At 68.5% G+C, this 16,699-nt stretch carries 13 protein-coding genes; 4 read left to right on the top strand and 9 right to left on the bottom strand.

The annotated features are described in order from the left end of the window. Genes PHN62_RS02495 through PHN62_RS02485 form a run of 3 tightly spaced genes read right to left on the bottom strand, consistent with a single transcriptional unit; the run spans position 1 to position 4,504 of the window. The gene (locus tag PHN62_RS02495; RefSeq protein WP_300145826.1) at positions 1 to 2,748 is read right to left on the bottom strand and encodes a sensor histidine kinase; all 2,748 of its coding nucleotides are present in this window, start codon (positions 2,746 to 2,748) and stop codon (positions 1 to 3) included. Continuing rightward, a complete protein-coding gene (locus tag PHN62_RS02490) occupies positions 2,745 to 3,041 on the bottom strand; it encodes a hypothetical protein (RefSeq protein ID WP_300145823.1) in 297 nt (98 codons plus the stop codon). The genes PHN62_RS02495 and PHN62_RS02490 overlap by 4 nt, the downstream gene beginning before the upstream one ends. Beyond that, complete coding sequence (locus tag PHN62_RS02485; protein WP_300145820.1) at positions 3,038 to 4,504, bottom strand: DUF294 nucleotidyltransferase-like domain-containing protein; 1,467 nt, start codon at positions 4,502 to 4,504, stop codon at positions 3,038 to 3,040. Before PHN62_RS02485 ends, PHN62_RS02490 begins: the two co-directional genes overlap by 4 nt. 426 nt (positions 4,505 to 4,930) lie before the next feature. Between PHN62_RS02485 and PHN62_RS02480 the strand changes: the two genes are divergently transcribed. The 4 genes from PHN62_RS02480 (at position 4,931) to PHN62_RS02465 (ending at position 9,226) form a co-directional block, all read left to right on the top strand. Further along, positions 4,931 to 6,229 carry a hemolysin family protein gene (locus tag PHN62_RS02480; RefSeq protein WP_300145817.1) on the top strand — a complete coding sequence of 433 codons (1,299 nt, stop codon included), beginning with the start codon at positions 4,931 to 4,933 and terminating at the stop codon, positions 6,227 to 6,229. 101 nt (positions 6,230 to 6,330) lie between these two features. Next, positions 6,331 to 6,957 carry an ABC transporter ATP-binding protein gene (locus PHN62_RS02475; protein WP_300145816.1) on the top strand — a complete coding sequence of 209 codons (627 nt, stop codon included), beginning with the start codon at positions 6,331 to 6,333 and terminating at the stop codon, positions 6,955 to 6,957. Positions 6,958 to 7,148: 191 nt separating this feature from the next. After that, positions 7,149 to 8,414 (top strand): hypothetical protein, encoded by a 1,266-nt coding sequence (locus PHN62_RS02470; RefSeq protein ID WP_300145813.1) that lies wholly within the window; start codon positions 7,149 to 7,151, stop codon positions 8,412 to 8,414. Continuing rightward, the gene (locus PHN62_RS02465; protein ID WP_300145809.1) at positions 8,411 to 9,226 is read left to right on the top strand and encodes an ABC transporter permease; all 816 of its coding nucleotides are present in this window, start codon (positions 8,411 to 8,413) and stop codon (positions 9,224 to 9,226) included. The genes PHN62_RS02470 and PHN62_RS02465 overlap by 4 nt, the downstream gene beginning before the upstream one ends. 6 nt (positions 9,227 to 9,232) lie before the next feature. On the opposite strand, the gene iolB is transcribed toward PHN62_RS02465, so the two are convergent. Genes iolB through PHN62_RS02435 form a run of 6 tightly spaced genes read right to left on the bottom strand, consistent with a single transcriptional unit; the run spans position 9,233 to position 16,643 of the window. Then, positions 9,233 to 10,027: a 5-deoxy-glucuronate isomerase gene (gene iolB, locus PHN62_RS02460; protein ID WP_300145806.1), complete on the bottom strand. Its 795-nt coding sequence runs from the start codon at positions 10,025 to 10,027 to the stop codon at positions 9,233 to 9,235. 11 nt (positions 10,028 to 10,038) lie between these two features. After that, entirely contained in the window at positions 10,039 to 10,944 is a 906-nt protein-coding gene (gene iolE, locus PHN62_RS02455; RefSeq protein ID WP_300145803.1) for a myo-inosose-2 dehydratase, read from the bottom strand. A gap of 8 nt (positions 10,945 to 10,952) precedes the next feature. Continuing rightward, positions 10,953 to 12,785 (bottom strand): 3D-(3,5/4)-trihydroxycyclohexane-1,2-dione acylhydrolase (decyclizing), encoded by a 1,833-nt coding sequence (iolD, locus tag PHN62_RS02450; RefSeq protein WP_300145799.1) that lies wholly within the window; start codon positions 12,783 to 12,785, stop codon positions 10,953 to 10,955. After that, positions 12,782 to 14,734, bottom strand: coding sequence for a 5-dehydro-2-deoxygluconokinase (gene iolC, locus PHN62_RS02445; RefSeq protein WP_300145796.1), 1,953 nt, complete (start codon positions 14,732 to 14,734; stop codon positions 12,782 to 12,784). Before iolC ends, iolD begins: the two co-directional genes overlap by 4 nt. Next, positions 14,734 to 15,519, bottom strand: coding sequence for an ATP-binding cassette domain-containing protein (locus PHN62_RS02440; protein ID WP_300145793.1), 786 nt, complete (start codon positions 15,517 to 15,519; stop codon positions 14,734 to 14,736). Before PHN62_RS02440 ends, iolC begins: the two co-directional genes overlap by 1 nt. Beyond that, positions 15,519 to 16,643 carry an ABC transporter permease gene (locus tag PHN62_RS02435; RefSeq protein ID WP_300145791.1) on the bottom strand — a complete coding sequence of 375 codons (1,125 nt, stop codon included), beginning with the start codon at positions 16,641 to 16,643 and terminating at the stop codon, positions 15,519 to 15,521. The genes PHN62_RS02440 and PHN62_RS02435 overlap by 1 nt, the downstream gene beginning before the upstream one ends. Positions 16,644 to 16,699 lie beyond the last annotated feature (56 nt).

The raw sequence follows: 16,699 nt of genomic DNA, 5'->3' as shown, positions 1-16,699 counted from the left end.
TCATGCGTCTGGGCGGTCTTGCGCGGCCTCCTCCCGTCCGACGGGCAGACGGAAGGAGAAGCATGACCCCTGACCGGGCTGCGAGTCGAGGCTCATGCTGCCGCCGAAACGCTCCACGATCTCGCGGCTGATCGGCAGCCCGAGCCCCGTTCCGGGCGGACGGGTCAGGGCGTCTCCGGCCTGACGGAACTTCTCGAAGATGGTCGCCTGATCCGCCAGAGGCACGCCGGGGCCGTTGTCCCGGATCTCCACGACCAGCCAGCCCGGCTCCTCGCGGAGGAGGATTTCGGCGCGGCCTCCGGCCTCGGGCATGAATTTCGCGGCGTTGGAGAGCAGATTCACCATCACCTGGGTCAGGCGGTCGGGATCGGCGTGGAGCAGGCGCGGCCCCTCCGGCAGGCTGAGGACGAGCTCGGCGTCCTTCTTGTGGAAGAGCTCCGCCGTGGCGCGCGCGGCGTCCGAGACCAGCTTGCGCAGGTCCATCTCGACGATGCGCCATTCCGCATGGCCGGATTCGATCTTGGCCAGATCCAGCACCTGATTCACCAGCCGCCCGAGCCGCTCGCTTTCGGCGATGATGATGCCGAGGAACTCCTCGCGCTCGACTTCCTCCATGTCCGGGGCGTCGAGCATCAGCTCCGAGAGCGCCCGGATGGAGGTCAGGGGGGTGCGCAGCTCGTGCGTCACCGAGGACATGAAGTCGTCCTTCATCTGGTCGAGGCTTTTCAGGCGTTCGTTGGCCTCGCGCAGTTCGGCGCCCGCCTTCTCCAGAGCCCGGGCGTAGGCGCGGACCTCCGAGGCCTCGCCGACGATCTCCATCACGTCCTCGATGCCCAAAGGCGATTCCTGCGCCGCCTTGGAGATCAGCACCCGCGCCGAGGCGCTCCCCACCACGCCCGCCAGACGCCGCTCCACGCGATCCACCAGACGGGCGTCGGCGCGGATCTGCGCGACCGAGGGCGCGCGGGTCTCGCGGGCGTAATCCTCGAAGAAGCGCCGCGACTGCTCCGGCCCGAGCAGCCTGGCGGCCAGTCCGGTGAGATCCTCCAGCCGCGCCCGGCCGCGCCAGAAGATCGGGGCCTGATCGCGGCCCTGGGCCGAGTCCTGCGCGAAGACCTCGACGAAGAGCAGCGCCTGGCTCGCCTCCCGCGCCGAGGGCGCCCGCGCCAGGGAAAGCCCCACGTAAAGCGCGACGTTGACCAGCAGGCTCCAGAAGAGCGAATGCGACAGCGGATCCAGAGCGGTCAGGCCGAAGAGGCTCTCCGGCGCGAGCCAGCCGATTCCGAAGGGGCCATGCCGCAGGAATCCGTCGGGGATCCAGCCCGACTTCGCCACCGAAGGCAGCATCAGCGTCCAGATCCAGACGAGGAATCCGCCCGCCATGCCCGCGAAGGCGCCCCGCAGGGTTCCGCCGCGCCAGTAGATCCCCCCGAGCAGCGCAGGCGCGAACTGCGCCACCGCCGCGAAGCTGATCAGCCCGATGGAGACCAGGGCGTAGGCGTCTCCGGCGATCTGGAAATAGAGATAGCCGAGCAGCAGCACCCCCACGATGGCCGCCCGCCGGATGTTGAGCAGAAGCCGCGTCAGATCGCCTCCGGCCCGCCCTCCGAACCAGGGCTGGCGCAGGAGCGCGGGCATCACGAGATCGTTGCAGACCATGGTCGAGATCGCCACCGTCTCGACGATCAGCATGCCCGTGGCCGCCGACAAGCCGCCGACATAGGCGAAGAGCGCCAGAGCCGTCGCGCCCTGCGAGAGCGGCAGCGACAGCACGAAGGTCTCGGGATCCATGACGCCGGGCCCGAACAGGACCAATCCGCCCAGAGCGATGGGCAGAACGAAGAGGTTGATCGCCAGAAGATAGGCCGGAAAGGCCCAGGCGGCGCGCTTCACATGGCGCTCGTCCACGCATTCCACGACCATCATCTGGAATTGCCGCGGCAGCAGCAGCACCGAGAACATGGCCAGCATGGTCATGCCGAACCACTCGGCGTAGGGGAATCCGCCGCCGCCCTGTCCGCCGTCGATCCGGAGGAGGTCCGTCAGGCCGGGCAGGGCCTTCGCGCGCGCCCAGACGTCGGCCATGCCCCCGAAGAGCCCCCAGGTCACGAAGGCCCCCACCGCCAGGAAGGCGACCAGCTTGACGAGGGATTCGAAGGCGATGGCCGCCACCATCCCTTCATGACGCTCGGCGCTGTCGAGGTGCCGCGTGCCGAAGAGGATCGCGAAGGCCGCCAGAGCCAGAGCCACCATCAGCGCGCCGTCGCGCCACCAGACGAGGGCCTCCTCCTGAGGGCCGGACCCCTGGGTGAGGATCTGGTAGCCCGCCGAAACCGCCTTGAGCTGCAAGGCGATGTAGGGCACCACCCCCACCACCGCGATCACCGTCGCCAGAGCCGCGAGGGCGGGGCTCTTGCCGTAGCGGCTGGCGATGAAGTCGGCGATGGAGGTGATGCGGTGGCTCTGGGCGATGCGGATCATCTTGCGCAGCACGATCCAGGCGACCAGCATCGCCAGCATCGGCCCGAGATAGATCGGCAGGAACCAGACGCCGCCCGCCGCCGCCCTCCCCACGCTGCCGAAATAGGTCCAGGCCGTGCAGTAGACCGCCAGCGACAGCGTGTAGATCCAGGCGTTCCCGATCACCGAACGGCCCTGCGCGGCGCGGCGGTCGGCGAAGGCGGCGATGGCGAAGAGCGCCAGAAGATAGAGTCCCGAGACCGTCAGCACCACCGGGGCGGAGATCATGGCCGCCTCCTCTCGAGCGCCCAGGCCAGAGCCGCGATCAGCCCGCCCCAGATCACGAAGAGCGCCACGGGCGTCAGAGGCAGGCCGAAGATCTCCGTCTCGCTGTCCCAGAGCGCCAGAAGGGGGAAATTGAACAGGGCGAAGCCCGCCGCGCAGAGCGCGATCAGAACCGGCGTGCGGGAATCCTCCTTGGGGCTGGGGCCGCCCTTCCCGGAGCCTCCCTCCCGAGCCTCCCGGTCCTCCCTGGCCGAGTCTTCCCCTGCGGCGTCTTCCTCTTCGCCCCGGCCCGTCATATCGCGTCGAACCGGTAATGCAGCGCGAGGAAGCGCTTGAACTCGCGCACCACCGCGAGGCAGTCGCTCAGGGCCTGGCGCTCCAGCCGCCCGAGATCGGCGAGCGCGACCTTGTTGCCCGGCGGCTTGCCCTCTCCGATCTGGCGGAGGTTGTTCTCCAGCTTCAGCGCCATGAGGAAATGCAGGGCCTCGGTCAGGTCGCGGGCCTCCTTCGGCTGGATCTTCTTCGCCGCGACGAGGCCGTTCAGACGCGCCGCCGTGCCCAGCTCCTTCAGCCGCGCCTCCAGCGCCAGAGAGCGCACCCCATGGACGATGGGGAAGATCGCCAGCTTCTTGAGGTCGATTTCGGCGGCCTCGCGTCCGCGCAGGCCCGGCAGCCGCGACCACCAGCTGCGCTCCTCGCCGAACTGCGTGGCGGCCTTCGCGAAGCGCGAGAGCCAGAAGGGATTGTCCGAAAGCCCGCGGTCCAGATGGGCGCGGGCCTCCTCCAGCAGGGCGGGGTCTCCGGCGACGGCGGCGGCGTCGAGGAAGATGGCGACGTTCAGCGCGCCCGCCGGATCCGAGCCGTCTATCCAGCCGTCGAGGGTGCGCCGGAACGCCGCCAGAGGCTGGCGCCAGAGCGGGCGGCTCAGCATGATGCCGCCGGGGCAGGGCGGATATCCGAAGCCGATCAGGGCGCGGGTGAACGCCTCCGTGACCTCCTCCAGGCGCGGGCAGGCGAATCCGTCGCGCAGGAGCAGGGCGTTGTCCTGATCGGTCTTGATGATCTGTTCGCCGCGGCCCTCGCTGCCCATGACGATCAGGCAGCTGTTGGCGCGCAGCTCCTCCGGCGCGAGCAGCTCCCAGAGCCGCCGGAAGATCTGGCGGTTCAGCTCGCCGACCAGCCGCGCGATGGTCTCGACCTTCACGCCGTCCTTGCGCAGCAGCCGGATGAGTCCGTCGATCTGTCGCGCCGCCGCCCCGAGATCCTCGACCGTCTCGGCCTGCTCGGCCTCCAGGGCGATGAGGTGCGAATGGCTGGCCATGAAGGCCATCAGATCGAGCTGGCTGAGCAGCCCGACGGCCTCGCCGTTCTGGGTCACCACCAGGCGCCGCACCCGATGGCGCAGCATGAGCAGCATGGCTTCGAAGAGCTCGTCCTCGACCGAAACGGAGAAGGGCTTGAAGACGGCGAGTTCGCGGGCGGAGATTTCGGCGGGCGGGCGGCCGCTGAGCAGAGCCTCGCGCAGATTGGTGGTGGTGAAGACGCCGACGCGGGCGCCGTCGCGGATCAGGGCCTCGCTGAGGCCGCGTTGCGCAAGCTCGCGGCAGAGGGTCAGGAGATCCGCGCTCCCCTCCACGAAAAGCGGCTTGCGCAGGGGCGCCTCTCCGACGCGGGAGGTCATGAGCGAGACGAATTCGCGTCGGGCTCCGCCGCTCTCCGGCGCGGGCGAGGCCTCCTGCACGGGTTCCGCGCGCGACATGCCGATCCCCCCTCTGACAAGCGCGACGCCGAAGCGCTGCGGCCTCTGACGCGCGGCCGATCCTTGCGGCGTTCCGGAAGATCTTGTCGCACGTCGGGTGTGGATTCGCAATAATCTTGCGCGAAATCCTCCCGGAAGGGAGAGGCTGCGCCTCCGGAGCGGGCGGCGCGGTCCTGTTTCGCCCGAGAGGAGGGCGCAGCTCGGCGCGGCGCGGCGAATCAGGCGCGAATCGGCCTCCGGTCCTGCGCCGGATCGCGCGCGAATCGCTCTGGCCGGGGCCCGCCCTCCCGGCCCGGGCCCGAGCGCGTCCCGGAAGTGGGCGCCTGCGACGACGGCGCGAGGCCCGCGCCCCTCAGAACCCTTGCGGTCGACAGGGGCGCCGGTCCATAGTCCGCCCGCCTTGTCGAAGCTGTGTGATCGGACCCAATGGTTTACGTTGAGCTTGCGCTGGTGCTTCTGTTGACGGTGATCAACGGCGCCTTCGCCATGTCGGAGCTGGCGGTCGTCTCCGCCCGCCCCGCGCGCCTGAGGCCCATGGCGGAGAGAGGCGTGGCGGGGGCCGAAAAGGCCCTCGCGCTCGGCGCGGATCCCGGGAAATTCCTCTCGTCGGTGCAGATCGGCATCACGCTGATCGGCATCCTGTCGGGCGCGGTCTCGGGCGCGACGCTCGGCCAGCGGCTCGCGGGCGCGCTCGGCGAGGCGGGGCTTTCGCCGGGGCTGGCCTCGGGTCTGGGCGTCGGGATCGTGGTGACGCTGATCACCTATCTCCAGCTCATCATCGGCGAGCTGGTGCCCAAGCAGATCGCGCTGCGCGATCCGGAGCGCGTGGCCTGCCTCGTGGCGCCCTTCATGACCGGCCTCGCGAAGGTGGCCTCGCCCATCGTCTGGGTGCTCGACAGATCGGGCAAGCTGGTGCTGAAGCTGCTCGGCCAGAGCGGCGACGAAGAGAAGTCGATCACCGAGGAGGAGGTCAAGAGCATCGTGGCCGAGGCCGAAAGCGCGGGCGTCCTCGAACCGAGCGAACGGCGGATCATCTCCAGCGTGATGCGGCTGAGCGACCGCCAGGTGCAGAGCGTCATGACGCCGCGCGTGGACGTCGACATGATCGACCTCTCGGAGGATTTCGACGAGAACCGCAAGGTGATCATGGGCAGCCGCCATTCGCGCTTCCCGGCCCATGAGGGCGATCCCGACGAGATCATCGGCGTGATCTGGATCCGCGACATCTTCGACGAAACCGGCGTGCGGACGCGCGATCTGCGCAGCCTCGTGCGCGAGGCGCCGATCATCCCCGAGGGCCTGGAGGCTCTGGACGCGGTGGACGTGCTGCGCAAGTCCACGGCGCACATGGGCCTGATCCACGACGAATACGGCAATTTCCTCGGCGTGATCACCCCCGCCGACGTCCTCGAAGCCATCGTGGGCGCCTTCGCCAGCGATTCCGACGAGGGCGAGGAGGCCATGGTCCTCCGCCCCGACGGCTCCATCCTCGTCTCCGGCTGGGCGCCGATCTCCGACGTGGCCGAGGTCCTGAACCTCAACCTGCCGAAGCGGCGCGGCTACGAGACGGCGGCGGGCTTCCTCATCCAGGTCTTCGGCGTGCTGCCCAAGGTGGGCGACAGGATCCAGGCCGAGGGCTGGGAGTTCGAGATCATGGACCTCGACGGCCGCCGGATCGACAAGATCCTGGCCAGCCCGCTGGCCCCGCCCTCTGCGGAAGGCTGAACGCCGCCCCTTGCGGAAATCCGCGGCGCGCCGCACATTGGAGAACGTATCCGTATCCGTTGCTTTCAACTCCTGTCGCTTGCATGATCGTCTTCGAGAACGTGTTCAAATCCTACCCGACGAGTCGCGGCGCGAGGGTCATCCTCGAAGGCGCGAACGTCGTCATCCCGACCGACCGCAACGTCGGCGTGCTCGGCCGCAACGGCGCGGGCAAGTCGACGCTCATGCGGATGATCGCGGGAGTGGAGGCGCCCGACATGGGCGAGATCCTCTGCGACCGGACCATCTCGCCGCCCATCGGCTTCGGGGGGCTGCTGAATCCGAAGCTGACCGGCGAGGAGAACATCCTCTACGCCGCCCGGCTCTATGATCAGGACCCCGATCTGACGGTGGCCTATGGCCGGCTCTTCGCCGAGATCGGCGATTATTTCCACATGCCCGTGCGCACCTACAGCTCCGGCATGCGGGCCCGCATGACCTTCGCGCTCACCGCCGCGATCGACTTCGAGGTCTATCTGATCGACGAGGTGCTGGCGGTCGGCGACAAGGCCTTCAAGGAGAAGTGCAAACGCTTCTTCCATGAGCGCCGGGGCCGCTCCTCCATGCTGATCGTGTCGCATCAGGCCTCCACCATCGCGGAGTTCTGCGACTGCGCCGCCGTGCTCAGGAGCGGAGAACTCACCTTCTACGACGATCTGAAGGACGCGCGTCAGGCGCACGAACTCTAGAGAATCCTCCGGTCCCGCCGGTCGGCCGGAGGCTCCGGAGCTTCCGTCCGGCCGCGCGCCCACCCGGAGCCTGTTCCGGCCGCCCCGGATCTTCCGGAGCCGTCTGCTTGCTTGTCTCGTGGTCGCGTCGTCACGATGCGAAGCCCTTCCGGCTTCAGGCGAGGACGCGCCAGCTTTTTCAGGATCCGGTCATGATGGACAGCGTCGTCCCCCCGCCGCCCGCCGCGCCCGCGCCGGGCCCCGCGCCCACGAAGCCTGCGGCCGCGAAGCCCGCTCCTCCGCAGGCGGCGCCCGCCGCCGCTCCGGCCCCGGAGACGCCTCCCGACGGGCTGCTGGAGCGCGCCCGCCGCGAGGCCGAGCGTCAGCGGCGCCGCAAGAGCCGGATGGTGGGCCTGCGGTTCTTCCTCTTCGTCCTCGCCCCGACCCTGCTGACGGCCTATTACCTGCATTACTGGGCCACGCCCTATTACGAGAGCGAGACCACCTTCACCATCCAGAGCTCGGAAACGAGCTCGATTCCCTCCCTGGAGACGCTCGGCGGCCAGTTCACCGGGGTGGCCAACGCTCAGGACGCCGCGACCATCCGGGAGTTCATCCTCTCGCGCAACACCATGCGGCGCATCGAGGAGGACGAAGGCTATCTGAGCCATTTCCGCTCCACGAAGGTGGATCCCCTGCGCCGCCTCTCCGCCGGAGTCGCCGAGGACGATCAGCTCGCCTACTACCGCAACCGGGTCAAGGTGGCCTTCAACCCCAACGACAAGGTGATGACCCTCTCGGCCCAGGCGACCGACGCCGATTACGCGCGACAGATCGTGGGGCATCTCCTGCGCTACAGCGAGGAGAAGATCAACGACATCTCCTCGCGCATCCGCGACGACCAGCTGCGCACCGCCGACCGCGCCCTGGAGCAGCGCCGCGACGATCTGCGCGCGGCGCGTCAGGCGGTGCTGAGCCTCCAGCAGCGCCATGGCGAGCCCGATCCGCAATCGATCCTCGCCACCATGGTCAGCCGCCTTGCGGGCATAGAGACCACCATCGCCACGAAGAACGCCGAATATCAGGCCATGCAGTGGAATCCCGGCGGCGACGGACGCGGCACTCAGGCGGGCCGCAAGCTCATGGCGGAGATCGACTCCCTGCGCGAGGAAGCTCGACGCATCGCCGCGGGGATCGCCGCCAGCGCTCCCCGGCTGAACGAATTCGAGGCGGCGCTCTTCGAGCGCGAGACCCGTCAGACCATCTGGACCAGCGCCGTGGCCGCCTCCGGGCAGGCCCAGGCCGAGGCCCTGCGCCAGCATCGTTATCTGGCGGTGATCAATTCGCCTCTTGCGCCGGTCGATCCGCGTTATCCTCAGGTGATGCGCTCGACGCTGCTGGCTCTGGTGTTCTTCTTCTTCCTCTACAACGTGCTGGCGCTGATCGTCATGGCGATCCGGGAGCATGCGAAGATATGAGCGAGGTTCGGGACAGGATCCGCGGACGCCGCGTCGGGAGCCTCCCGGCCGGGCTGATGGGGTTCCGGCGGGTCTTCATCGCCAATTTCCTGCGCGAGACGCGCGCGCGTCTGGGCGAGGGGCGTTTCGCCTGGCTGCGGCTGCTGGTCACGCATCTGGTGGTGATCGGCCTCTTCTATTTCATGCGGAGCGCGGTCGGCGGACATTCGGCCTTGCCGGTGGATCTGCTGACCTCTCTGCTGGCGGGGTTCTTTCCCTTCCTGCTCTGCCGCTCCACGATGGACGGCGCCGCCAACGCGCTCGAGTCCAATCGGGCGCTGCTCTATTATCCGGGCGTGCGGCCTCTGGATTTCGTGCTCGCCTTCGCGGCTCTGGAGGGGGTGACCATCGTCGCGGCCTGCGCGGTGGTCCTGGCGGCGAATTATCAGTTCAATCCGGTTCCGCAGCTGCATGATCCGCTCGAAACGCTGATGGCTCTGGCGGCGGCCTGGCTGCTCGGGGGAGGGGTGGGGCTGATCCTGATGTCCCTCCAGACGCTGCGGCCCAATCTCCGGCTGCTGATCCAGGTGCTGAAGCGGCCTCTGCTGTTCGTGTCGGGGGTGATGTACGCCGCGACGGAGATTCCGCTCTGGCTGGCGCAGATGCTGTCGTGGAATCCGATCTTCCACGCCACCGAGATGATGCGCGAAGGAATCTCGGCGAGCTACCGGTCTCCGATCCACGACCCGCTCTATCTGCTCCTCTGGATCCTGGGATCCTGGGCGACGGGTCTGGCGATGGAGCGCCATCTCCGCCGCAACATCCGCTCCTGAGGCCGGTCAGCCGAGGAAGCCGAAATCCGGATGGGCCGCGAAGCGCCATTTGCGCAGAGGCCCCGCCATGACGTTGAGGTAATACATCCCGATTCCATGAGGCGCCGCGCAGGGGTGATGTCCGCGCGGCACCAGCACCACGTCGTGATCCGCCACGGCGATGGTCTCGTCGAGAGATCCGTCCTCGGTGAAGACGCGCTGGATCCCGAAGCCTTTCGCAGGGTTGAGGCGGTGATAATAGGTTTCTTCGAGACAGGTCATGCGCGGGAAGTCGTCTTCGTCATGGCGATGGGGCGGATAGGAGGACCAATGCCCCGCCGGCGTGAAGACCTCCGTGACCAGCAGGCTTTGCGCGACCTCGCGGTCCTCCATGGCGATGTTGTGGATATGCCGGAGATTGCTCCCTGTCCCGCGATCCGCCCGGACGATCCCCTCGGGCCCGAGGCGGCGGGCTTTGAAATCTCCGCCGCCCGGCGCCGTGCAGACCGCCAGGAGGCAGGGCGTGGCCGCTTCGGCCTTCCATGCGCTGTCCGCCGGGACGTAGAGCGCATGAGGCGGCGTCCCCTCGAAGACCTCCATGCGCTGGCCCATCTCGCCGAAGTCCGCTTCGGGCGTCGAGAGCCGCGCCTTGCCCTCGACGAGGACGAGGATCGCCTCGCGGCCGCCCGTCAGGGCCTCCGCGCTCTCGCCCGGCGCGAGCCGATGCAGCGCGAAGCCGACATGGCTCCATCCGGCGTTGTCCGGCGTGACGTCGTGGATCAGGCCATGCCCGGCGAGGGGCTTGCGGCGCAGATGGGACATGTCGGCCTCCTTCAGCTTGCGGCGCGGTCGAGGCCCGAGGCTCGGGCCATGCGGCGCAGGGCTTCGAGCCCCATGCTCTGATACGCCATGGGATCGCGGACGTCGGGATCCTGCTCGGCCTCGATGACCAGCCAGCCCTGATAGCCGTGATCGGCGGCGAGCTTCAGCACGGGCATGAAATCCACGCCGCCTTCGGGATCTCCGGGCACGGTGAAGACGCCCCGCCGCACCCCTTCGAGGAAGGACAGGCCCTCCGTCTCGACCTGCTGCATGATCTCGGGCCGGACGTTCTTGGCGTGCAGATGCGCGACGCGGTCCATGTGTTTCGCCGCGACCTTCGCCGGGTCTCCGCCGCCGAAGAAGCAATGACCCGTGTCGAAGAGCAGCCGCGTCTTCGGCCCGACATGCGCCATGAGAAGGTCGATCTCCCCGGGCGTCTGGACGATGGTGCCCATGTGGTGATGATAGACCAGCTGGAGGCCCTGCGTCTCCAGATGGGCGGCCAGAGCCTCGACGGCGGCGCCGAAGGCGGGCCATTGATCGGCGGGCAGGACGGGGCGTCGGCTGAGGGGCGTCGAATCCTCGCCGTGGATGGCGTTGGAGGTCTCGCAGACGATGCAGACCTCGCAATCCATGGCTTTCAGAAGATCCAGATGCGGCTGGATGGCGCGTTTCTCGGCCTCCAGATCATGGGCCAGCAGATTGGTCGACCACCAGCCCGAGACGAAGCGCAGGCCATGGGGCGCGAGCGCCGCCTTGAGCGCCTGCGGCTCGGCGGGCATCTTGTGGCCCTTCTCGATTCCATCGAAGCCGATCAGGGCGGCCTCGCGCAGGCAGCGTTCCAGAGAGATCGAGGCCCCCAGACGACGGTCGTCGTCGTTGGACCAGGCGATGGGATTGGTTCCGTAAAGGATCATGATGGGCCTCAATCGGCGCGTTGGTTGCGGCGGGCTTGGTCGTAGCGGGCGCGGGCCTCCCGGACTTCGGCGCGGGCGGAGGCTTCCGGCGGGGCCACGTCCCACCAGGCGCCCCCCGCCTCGGTGGAGGGTCCGGGGTCGGTGTCGATCACGAGGACCACGGGGCCTTGATCCGCCCTGGCCCGGAGGAGCGCGGCCTCCAGTCCGGCGATGTCCGAAAGCTTCTCCGTGCGGGCGCCCATGGCGGCGGCGTGGGCGGCGAAGTCGATATGGCTCGGATTCACATGGCGGCTGTCGTCGAGGAGATTGTTGAAGGCCGCGCCGCCCGTCGCCTTCTGCAGGCGGTTGATGCAGCCATAGCCGCGGTTGTCGGTCAGAACCACGGTGATCCTGATCCCGAGCATGGCCGCCGTGGCGAGTTCGGAATTGGCCATCATGTAGCTGCCGTCGCCGAGCATGCAGACCACATCGGCCTCCGGACGCGCCATCTTGATCCCCAGGGCGCCGGCGATCTCGTAGCCCATGCAGCTGAAGCCGTATTCCATGTGATAGCCGCCCTGAGGCGCCTTCCAGAGCTTGTGGAGCTCTCCGGGCATGGTTCCGGCGGCGCTCATGACGACCGTGTCGGGCCCGCTCGACCTCTGGACCGCGCCGATGACCTGCATGTCGGTGGGGAGGGCGTTGGCCTCGGCGTCGGGCGGCGCCGTGACCTTGTCGGCTTCGGCGAACCACGCGGATTTCAGCGCGGCGGAGGGCGCAGGCGCGCGATGTCCGCCGAGGGCGGCGGTCAGCTCCTCGAGGGCCAGCTTCGCGTCGGCGACGAGGCTTTGCGCGCCGTGTTTGGCGGCGTCATGGGCCTGGACGTTGATCGTCAGGAGCTTGCGCTCCGGATTGCGGAAGAGCGCCCGGGAGCCGGTCGTGAAGTCCTGAAGCCGCGTGCCGATCCCGATGACGAGATCCGCCGCCTCCGCCAGAGCATTGGCCGAAGCGGCTCCGGTCACGCCGACGGGGCCGAAATTCAGCGGATGATCCCAATCCAGCGCGGATTTCCCCGCCTGAGTCTCCACCACCGGGATGGAATGGGCCTCGGCGAAGGCGCGGAGGGTCTCGCAGGCGAGGGCGTAATGGACGCCGCCCCCCGCCACGATCACCGGAGCCTTCGCCGCCCGGATCGTCGCGAGGGCCTCGGCCAGCTCGACGGGATCGGGCCTCGGGCGCCGGATGCGCCAGAGCTTCGGCGCGAAGAAGCTTTCGGGATAATCGAAGGCTTCCGATTGCGTGTCCTGACAGAAGGCCAGCGTGACCGGGCCGCAGCGCGCCGGATCGGTCAGGGTCGCCAGAGCGCGGGGCAGGGCGGTGAGCAGATGCTCCGGGCGGGAGATGCGGTCGAAATATCGGCTGACCGGGCGGAAGCAATCATTGGCGGAGATGGTCCCGTCGCCGAAATCCTCGACCTGCTGAAGCACCGGATCCGGCCCGCGATCCGCAAAGACGTCTCCGGGAACCAGCAGCACCGGCAGACGGTTCACATGGGCCAGAGCCGCCGCCGTCACGAGATTCAGAGCCCCCGGCCCGATGGAGGTCGTGACGGCCATGGCCTTGCGGCGATTCATGGCCTTGGCGTAGGCGATGGCGGCGTGCGCCATGGTCTGTTCGTTATGGCCGCGCCAGGTGGGCAGCTCCTCGCGCCAGGCGTGGAGCGCCTCGCCGATTCCGGCCACGTTGCCATGTCCGAAGATCGCCCAGAAGCCTTCGATGAAGCGTCCGCCCGCTTCGGATTCCTGGCGGGTCAGCCAGAGCGCCATGGCTTGCGCCGCCGTCAGACGCAGGGTCCTGCTCATCGCGCCGTCTCCTTTTCGCGCCCTGTCTCTTGTGCGCGCGCCCTCTCCCAGATGGCGCAGAGCGCCGAGAACCGCGCCGCCATCTCCTCGACCGCCGCCGCATCCGCGATCTCTCCGGCGAACCAGCGCCGGGCCGTCGGGGCGAAGATGCTGCGGCCCACCGCGAAGCCCTTCACGAGGGGCTGTCTCGCCGCCAGAGCGAAGGACCGCGCGAGAACCTCCTCCGGCGCCTCCAGCCCGAGGACGACGATCCCCCGGCAATGCGGATCATGATCCTCGACCGCCGCGCAGGCGGCCAGCCATGCGGCTTCGTCCTCGAAGGGCTCCAGCTTCCACCAGTCCGGATAGACGCCGATCTCGTAGAAGCGGCGGATCAGATCGGCGGAGGTCTCCGGCCCGACCGGACCCACCTTCGAGGGGATGATCTCGAGCAGGAACTCCAGGCGCGCCCGCCGCGCCGCGAGGAAGAGGCGCTTCACCGAGGCCTCCTGCTCGGCGCGCATCTCCGGCGGGTCGTCGGGATGGATGAAGCAGAGGACTTTCACCACATGCTCCAGCGGCCATTCCTGCAGGCCGCCGCAATCCTCGCCGACCTCCGGCTCGAAGGCGAGAGGCCGCGAGCCGGGCAGCTCGGCGGGGCGTCCGATCCAGAGCCCCGAGCCCGCCGCCCGATGCAAGGCCCGCGCGCCGAGGCGTCCGTCGGAAAGGAAGCCATAGCCGGGGCGGTCTCCGGCCACGCGCCTGGCCGCCTCCAGGCAGAGCAGCTTGAAGGCGCCGATCCGCGCGGGGGCCTCCGCCGGGGAGACTCCCGCTCTGGCGGCGATCTCCTCAAGCTGGGCGCGATGGTCGAAGGCGAAGACCTTGAGGCTCGGCCAGGCGCCGCGCCGCGTGGTCGACCAATGCAGCCGCTCAAGCTCGGCGTCATGGCGCAAGGCGGGCGTGACGATTCCGCGCCTGAGGAAGAACTGAAGCTCCTCCCAGCTTGGATAGGCGGGGGCGCAGCCATGGCGGCTCACCGCGAAGGCGCCGCAGGCGTTGGCCCATGTGAGGCTCGTGCGCCAGTCCTCGCCGCGCAGCCAGCCGCGCAGGAGTCCCGCCATGAAGCCGTCTCCGGCGCCGAGCACGTTGAAGACCTCGACCGGAAAGCCGGGGCCGGAGATCCCTTCGTCGAGGCTTTCGGGAATCTCGCCCGTGAAGGCGGCGGCGCCCATCGGCCCGCGCTTGCAGACCAGAACCGCCGGAGTCAGCCTGCGCACCGCCTTCAGAGCCTCCAGCGTATCTTCGGAGCCTCCGGCGATGCGGAATTCCTCTTCGGTGCCGACGATCAGGTCGAAGAGCCCGAGCCGTCTTTGCAGGCGCTCCGTCACCATGCCGGAGGCGATGAAGCGGTTTTCGCCGTCGCCATGGCCGGAGAGCCCCCAGAGATTCGGGCGGTAATCGATGTCGAGCGCGGTCCGGGCGCCGTTGGCGCGGGCGAGGGTCAGCGCCTTGAAGACCGCCGCCTCGGTGCGCGGATTGCTCAGATGGGTGCCCGTGGCGACCACCGCCCCGGCCTCGGCGATGAAGGCCGGATCCACGTCCTCCTCGGACAAGGCCATGTCGGCGCAATTCTCGCGGTAGAAGATCAGCGGAAAGCTCGCCTCGTCGCGGATGCCGAGGATCACCAGAGCCGTCAGGCGGTCGGGATCCGTCTTCAGGCCCCGCAGGTCGACGCCTTCGCGCGCCAGCTCCTCGCGGAGGAAGCGGCCCATGTGCTCGTCGCCGACGCGGCTGAGCAGCGCCGAACGCAGCCCCAGACGCGCCGCCCCGACCGCCATGTTCGCCGGAGAGCCGCCCAGATATTTCTGGAAGGAGCCCATGTCCTCCAGACGTCCGCCCGCCTGGGCGCCGTAGAGATCGACGGAGCTGCGTCCCATGGTGATCACGTCGAGCTTCGGCTTCTGCGTCATCAGAGCGCTCCTTCCCCGAGGGCGGACATGTCCGCCATTTCGCCGCCGCCCGCCATGAGGTCCTGAAGCTCCGTGATCGTGACTTCGCCCTTGCGGGCCGTGCCGAGGGTGCGTCCGCGGTTGAGCACGGTGAATCGGTCGCCCACCGCGAGGGCGTGCCGGGCGTTATGGGTGATGAAGACCACCCCCACGCCGCGCGCGCGCACCCGGTCGATGGTGGCCAGCACATGCGAGGTCTGGCGCACCCCGAGCGCGGAGGTCGGTTCGTCGAGGATCAGCACCTTGGCCCCGAAATAGACCGCCCGCGCGATGGCGACCGTCTGGCGTTCGCCGCCCGAGAGCGTGCCCACGGCCTGATCGGCCTGACGCAGGTTGATCCCCATCTCGCGCATCTGCTCGGCGACCACCGCTTCGGCGTGGGCGCGGTGAAAGAGCTTGAGCGGGCCGAAGCGTTTCTGAGGCTCGCGGCCCATCCAGAAATTGCGCGTCACCGACATGAGCGGGATCATCGCGAGATCCTGGAACACCGTGGCTATGCCCGCCTCCATGGCGTCGCGCGGGCTGGAGAAGCGCAGCGGCCTGCCCTCGAAGAGGATCTCGCCGCGCGAGGGCCGGTGCACCCCCGACATGGTCTTGATGAAGGTGGATTTCCCCGCGCCGTTGTCGCCGAGCAGGCAGTGGCATTCTCCGGGGCGGATGTCGAAGGAGACCCCCGCCAGAGCCACCACCGGGCCGAAATGCTTCTCGATGCCGCGCATCTCGAGGATGGGAGGAGCTTCGGACATCAGCGTTCTCCCGTGATCATGCGGCGGATGATGGTGTTCATGATCACCGCCATGAGCAGGATCACCCCGAGGAACACCCGGAACAGCGAGCTTTCGGCGTTGGCGAAGAAGAGTCCCTGCTGCACCACCCCGAAGATCAGCGCCCCGAGCGCCGCCCCGATGACGGAGCCATATCCGCCCGTCAGGAGCGCGCCGCCGATCACCACGCAGATGATCGCCTCGAACTCCTTGAGCAAACCGCGATCCGCCGCCGCCGATCCGAACTCCATCACCTGGCAGGCCGCGAAGACGCAGGCGCAGAAGGCCGAGAACATGAACATCAGGATCTTCACCCGGCTCACCGGCACGCCGACCTTGCGGGCGGCTTCGGCGTCTCCGCCCGAGGCGAAGATCCAGTTGCCGAAGCGGGTGCGGGTCAGCAGCACATGCGCGAAGAGGATCAGTCCGAGCGCCCAGAAGACCAGAGCCGGAATTCCCTCGACCACGGGCTGTCCCATGCGGGCGCCTCGGGTGAAGGTGGCGATCCAGCCCTGATCTCCCATCCACTGGAAGAGCCCCCGGAAGGCGATTCCGCCGAAGACCGGCGCCAGCCAGTCGCCTTCGGCCGCCTGACCCACGCCCCCGATGATCGTCTGACGCGTGGTGGCGACCGAAAGCCAGATGGTCAGCCCGCGCAGGATGTAGAGGAAGGCCAGCGTGACGATGAAGCTCGGCAAACCGGTCCTGATGACGAGGAAACCGTTGACCGCCCCGATGAACAGGCAGACCGCGAAGGCGCTGAGGATCGCCGCCCAGACGGGCCAGCCCCATTGCACCGAGAGGATGGCGATCACCACCCCCGCGAATCCGATCATCGAGCCCACCGAGAGGTCGAATTCTCCGGCGATCATGAGCAGGCAGGCGCCAGCCGCGAGAATGGCGAATTGCGCCGAGACGAGAGTCCAGTTGCGGATTCCCTGCGGCGCGAACATGCCGCTGTCTCCGGCGACCATCAGGAAGAAGACGAAAACGAGGATCGCCCCGCAGATCGCCCCGAGTTCGGGCCGCACCAGAGCCTGGCGCAGCCAGGAGACTTGCTTCAATCTTTCGTCGTCGATCTTTGCGGCGGCGATTGGGGCGCTCATCGGAAAGACTCCTCAAGACATGCTTCGAGGAGACGGGCGGAAGGCCGCCCGCCGGA

Origin of the sequence: Neomegalonema sp. (genome assembly GCF_028688855.1) — a bacterium.
Lineage (GTDB): Bacteria > Pseudomonadota > Alphaproteobacteria > Rhodobacterales > Rhodobacteraceae > Neomegalonema.
Note: the sequence above shows the minus strand (reverse complement) of the source record. Positions and strands in the feature narration are given on the sequence as shown.

Excerpts from the sequence above, each read along its gene's own strand:
- PHN62_RS02495 (WP_300145826.1), bottom strand. The coding sequence starts at position 2,748 with ATGATCTCCGCCCCGGTGGTGCTGACGGTCTCGGGACTCTATCTTCTG.
- PHN62_RS02490 (WP_300145823.1), bottom strand. The coding sequence starts at position 3,041 with ATGACGGGCCGGGGCGAAGAGGAAGACGCCGCAGGGGAAGACTCGGCC.
- PHN62_RS02485 (WP_300145820.1), bottom strand. The coding sequence starts at position 4,504 with ATGTCGCGCGCGGAACCCGTGCAGGAGGCCTCGCCCGCGCCGGAGAGC.
- PHN62_RS02480 (WP_300145817.1), top strand. The coding sequence starts at position 4,931 with ATGGTTTACGTTGAGCTTGCGCTGGTGCTTCTGTTGACGGTGATCAAC.
- PHN62_RS02470 (WP_300145813.1), top strand. The coding sequence starts at position 7,149 with ATGATGGACAGCGTCGTCCCCCCGCCGCCCGCCGCGCCCGCGCCGGGC.
- PHN62_RS02465 (WP_300145809.1), top strand. The coding sequence starts at position 8,411 with ATGAGCGAGGTTCGGGACAGGATCCGCGGACGCCGCGTCGGGAGCCTC.
- iolB (WP_300145806.1), bottom strand. The coding sequence starts at position 10,027 with ATGTCCCATCTGCGCCGCAAGCCCCTCGCCGGGCATGGCCTGATCCAC.
- iolE (WP_300145803.1), bottom strand. The coding sequence starts at position 10,944 with ATGATCCTTTACGGAACCAATCCCATCGCCTGGTCCAACGACGACGAC.
- iolD (WP_300145799.1), bottom strand. The coding sequence starts at position 12,785 with ATGAGCAGGACCCTGCGTCTGACGGCGGCGCAAGCCATGGCGCTCTGG.
- iolC (WP_300145796.1), bottom strand. The coding sequence starts at position 14,734 with ATGACGCAGAAGCCGAAGCTCGACGTGATCACCATGGGACGCAGCTCC.
- PHN62_RS02440 (WP_300145793.1), bottom strand. The coding sequence starts at position 15,519 with ATGTCCGAAGCTCCTCCCATCCTCGAGATGCGCGGCATCGAGAAGCAT.
- PHN62_RS02435 (WP_300145791.1), bottom strand. The coding sequence starts at position 16,643 with ATGAGCGCCCCAATCGCCGCCGCAAAGATCGACGACGAAAGATTGAAG.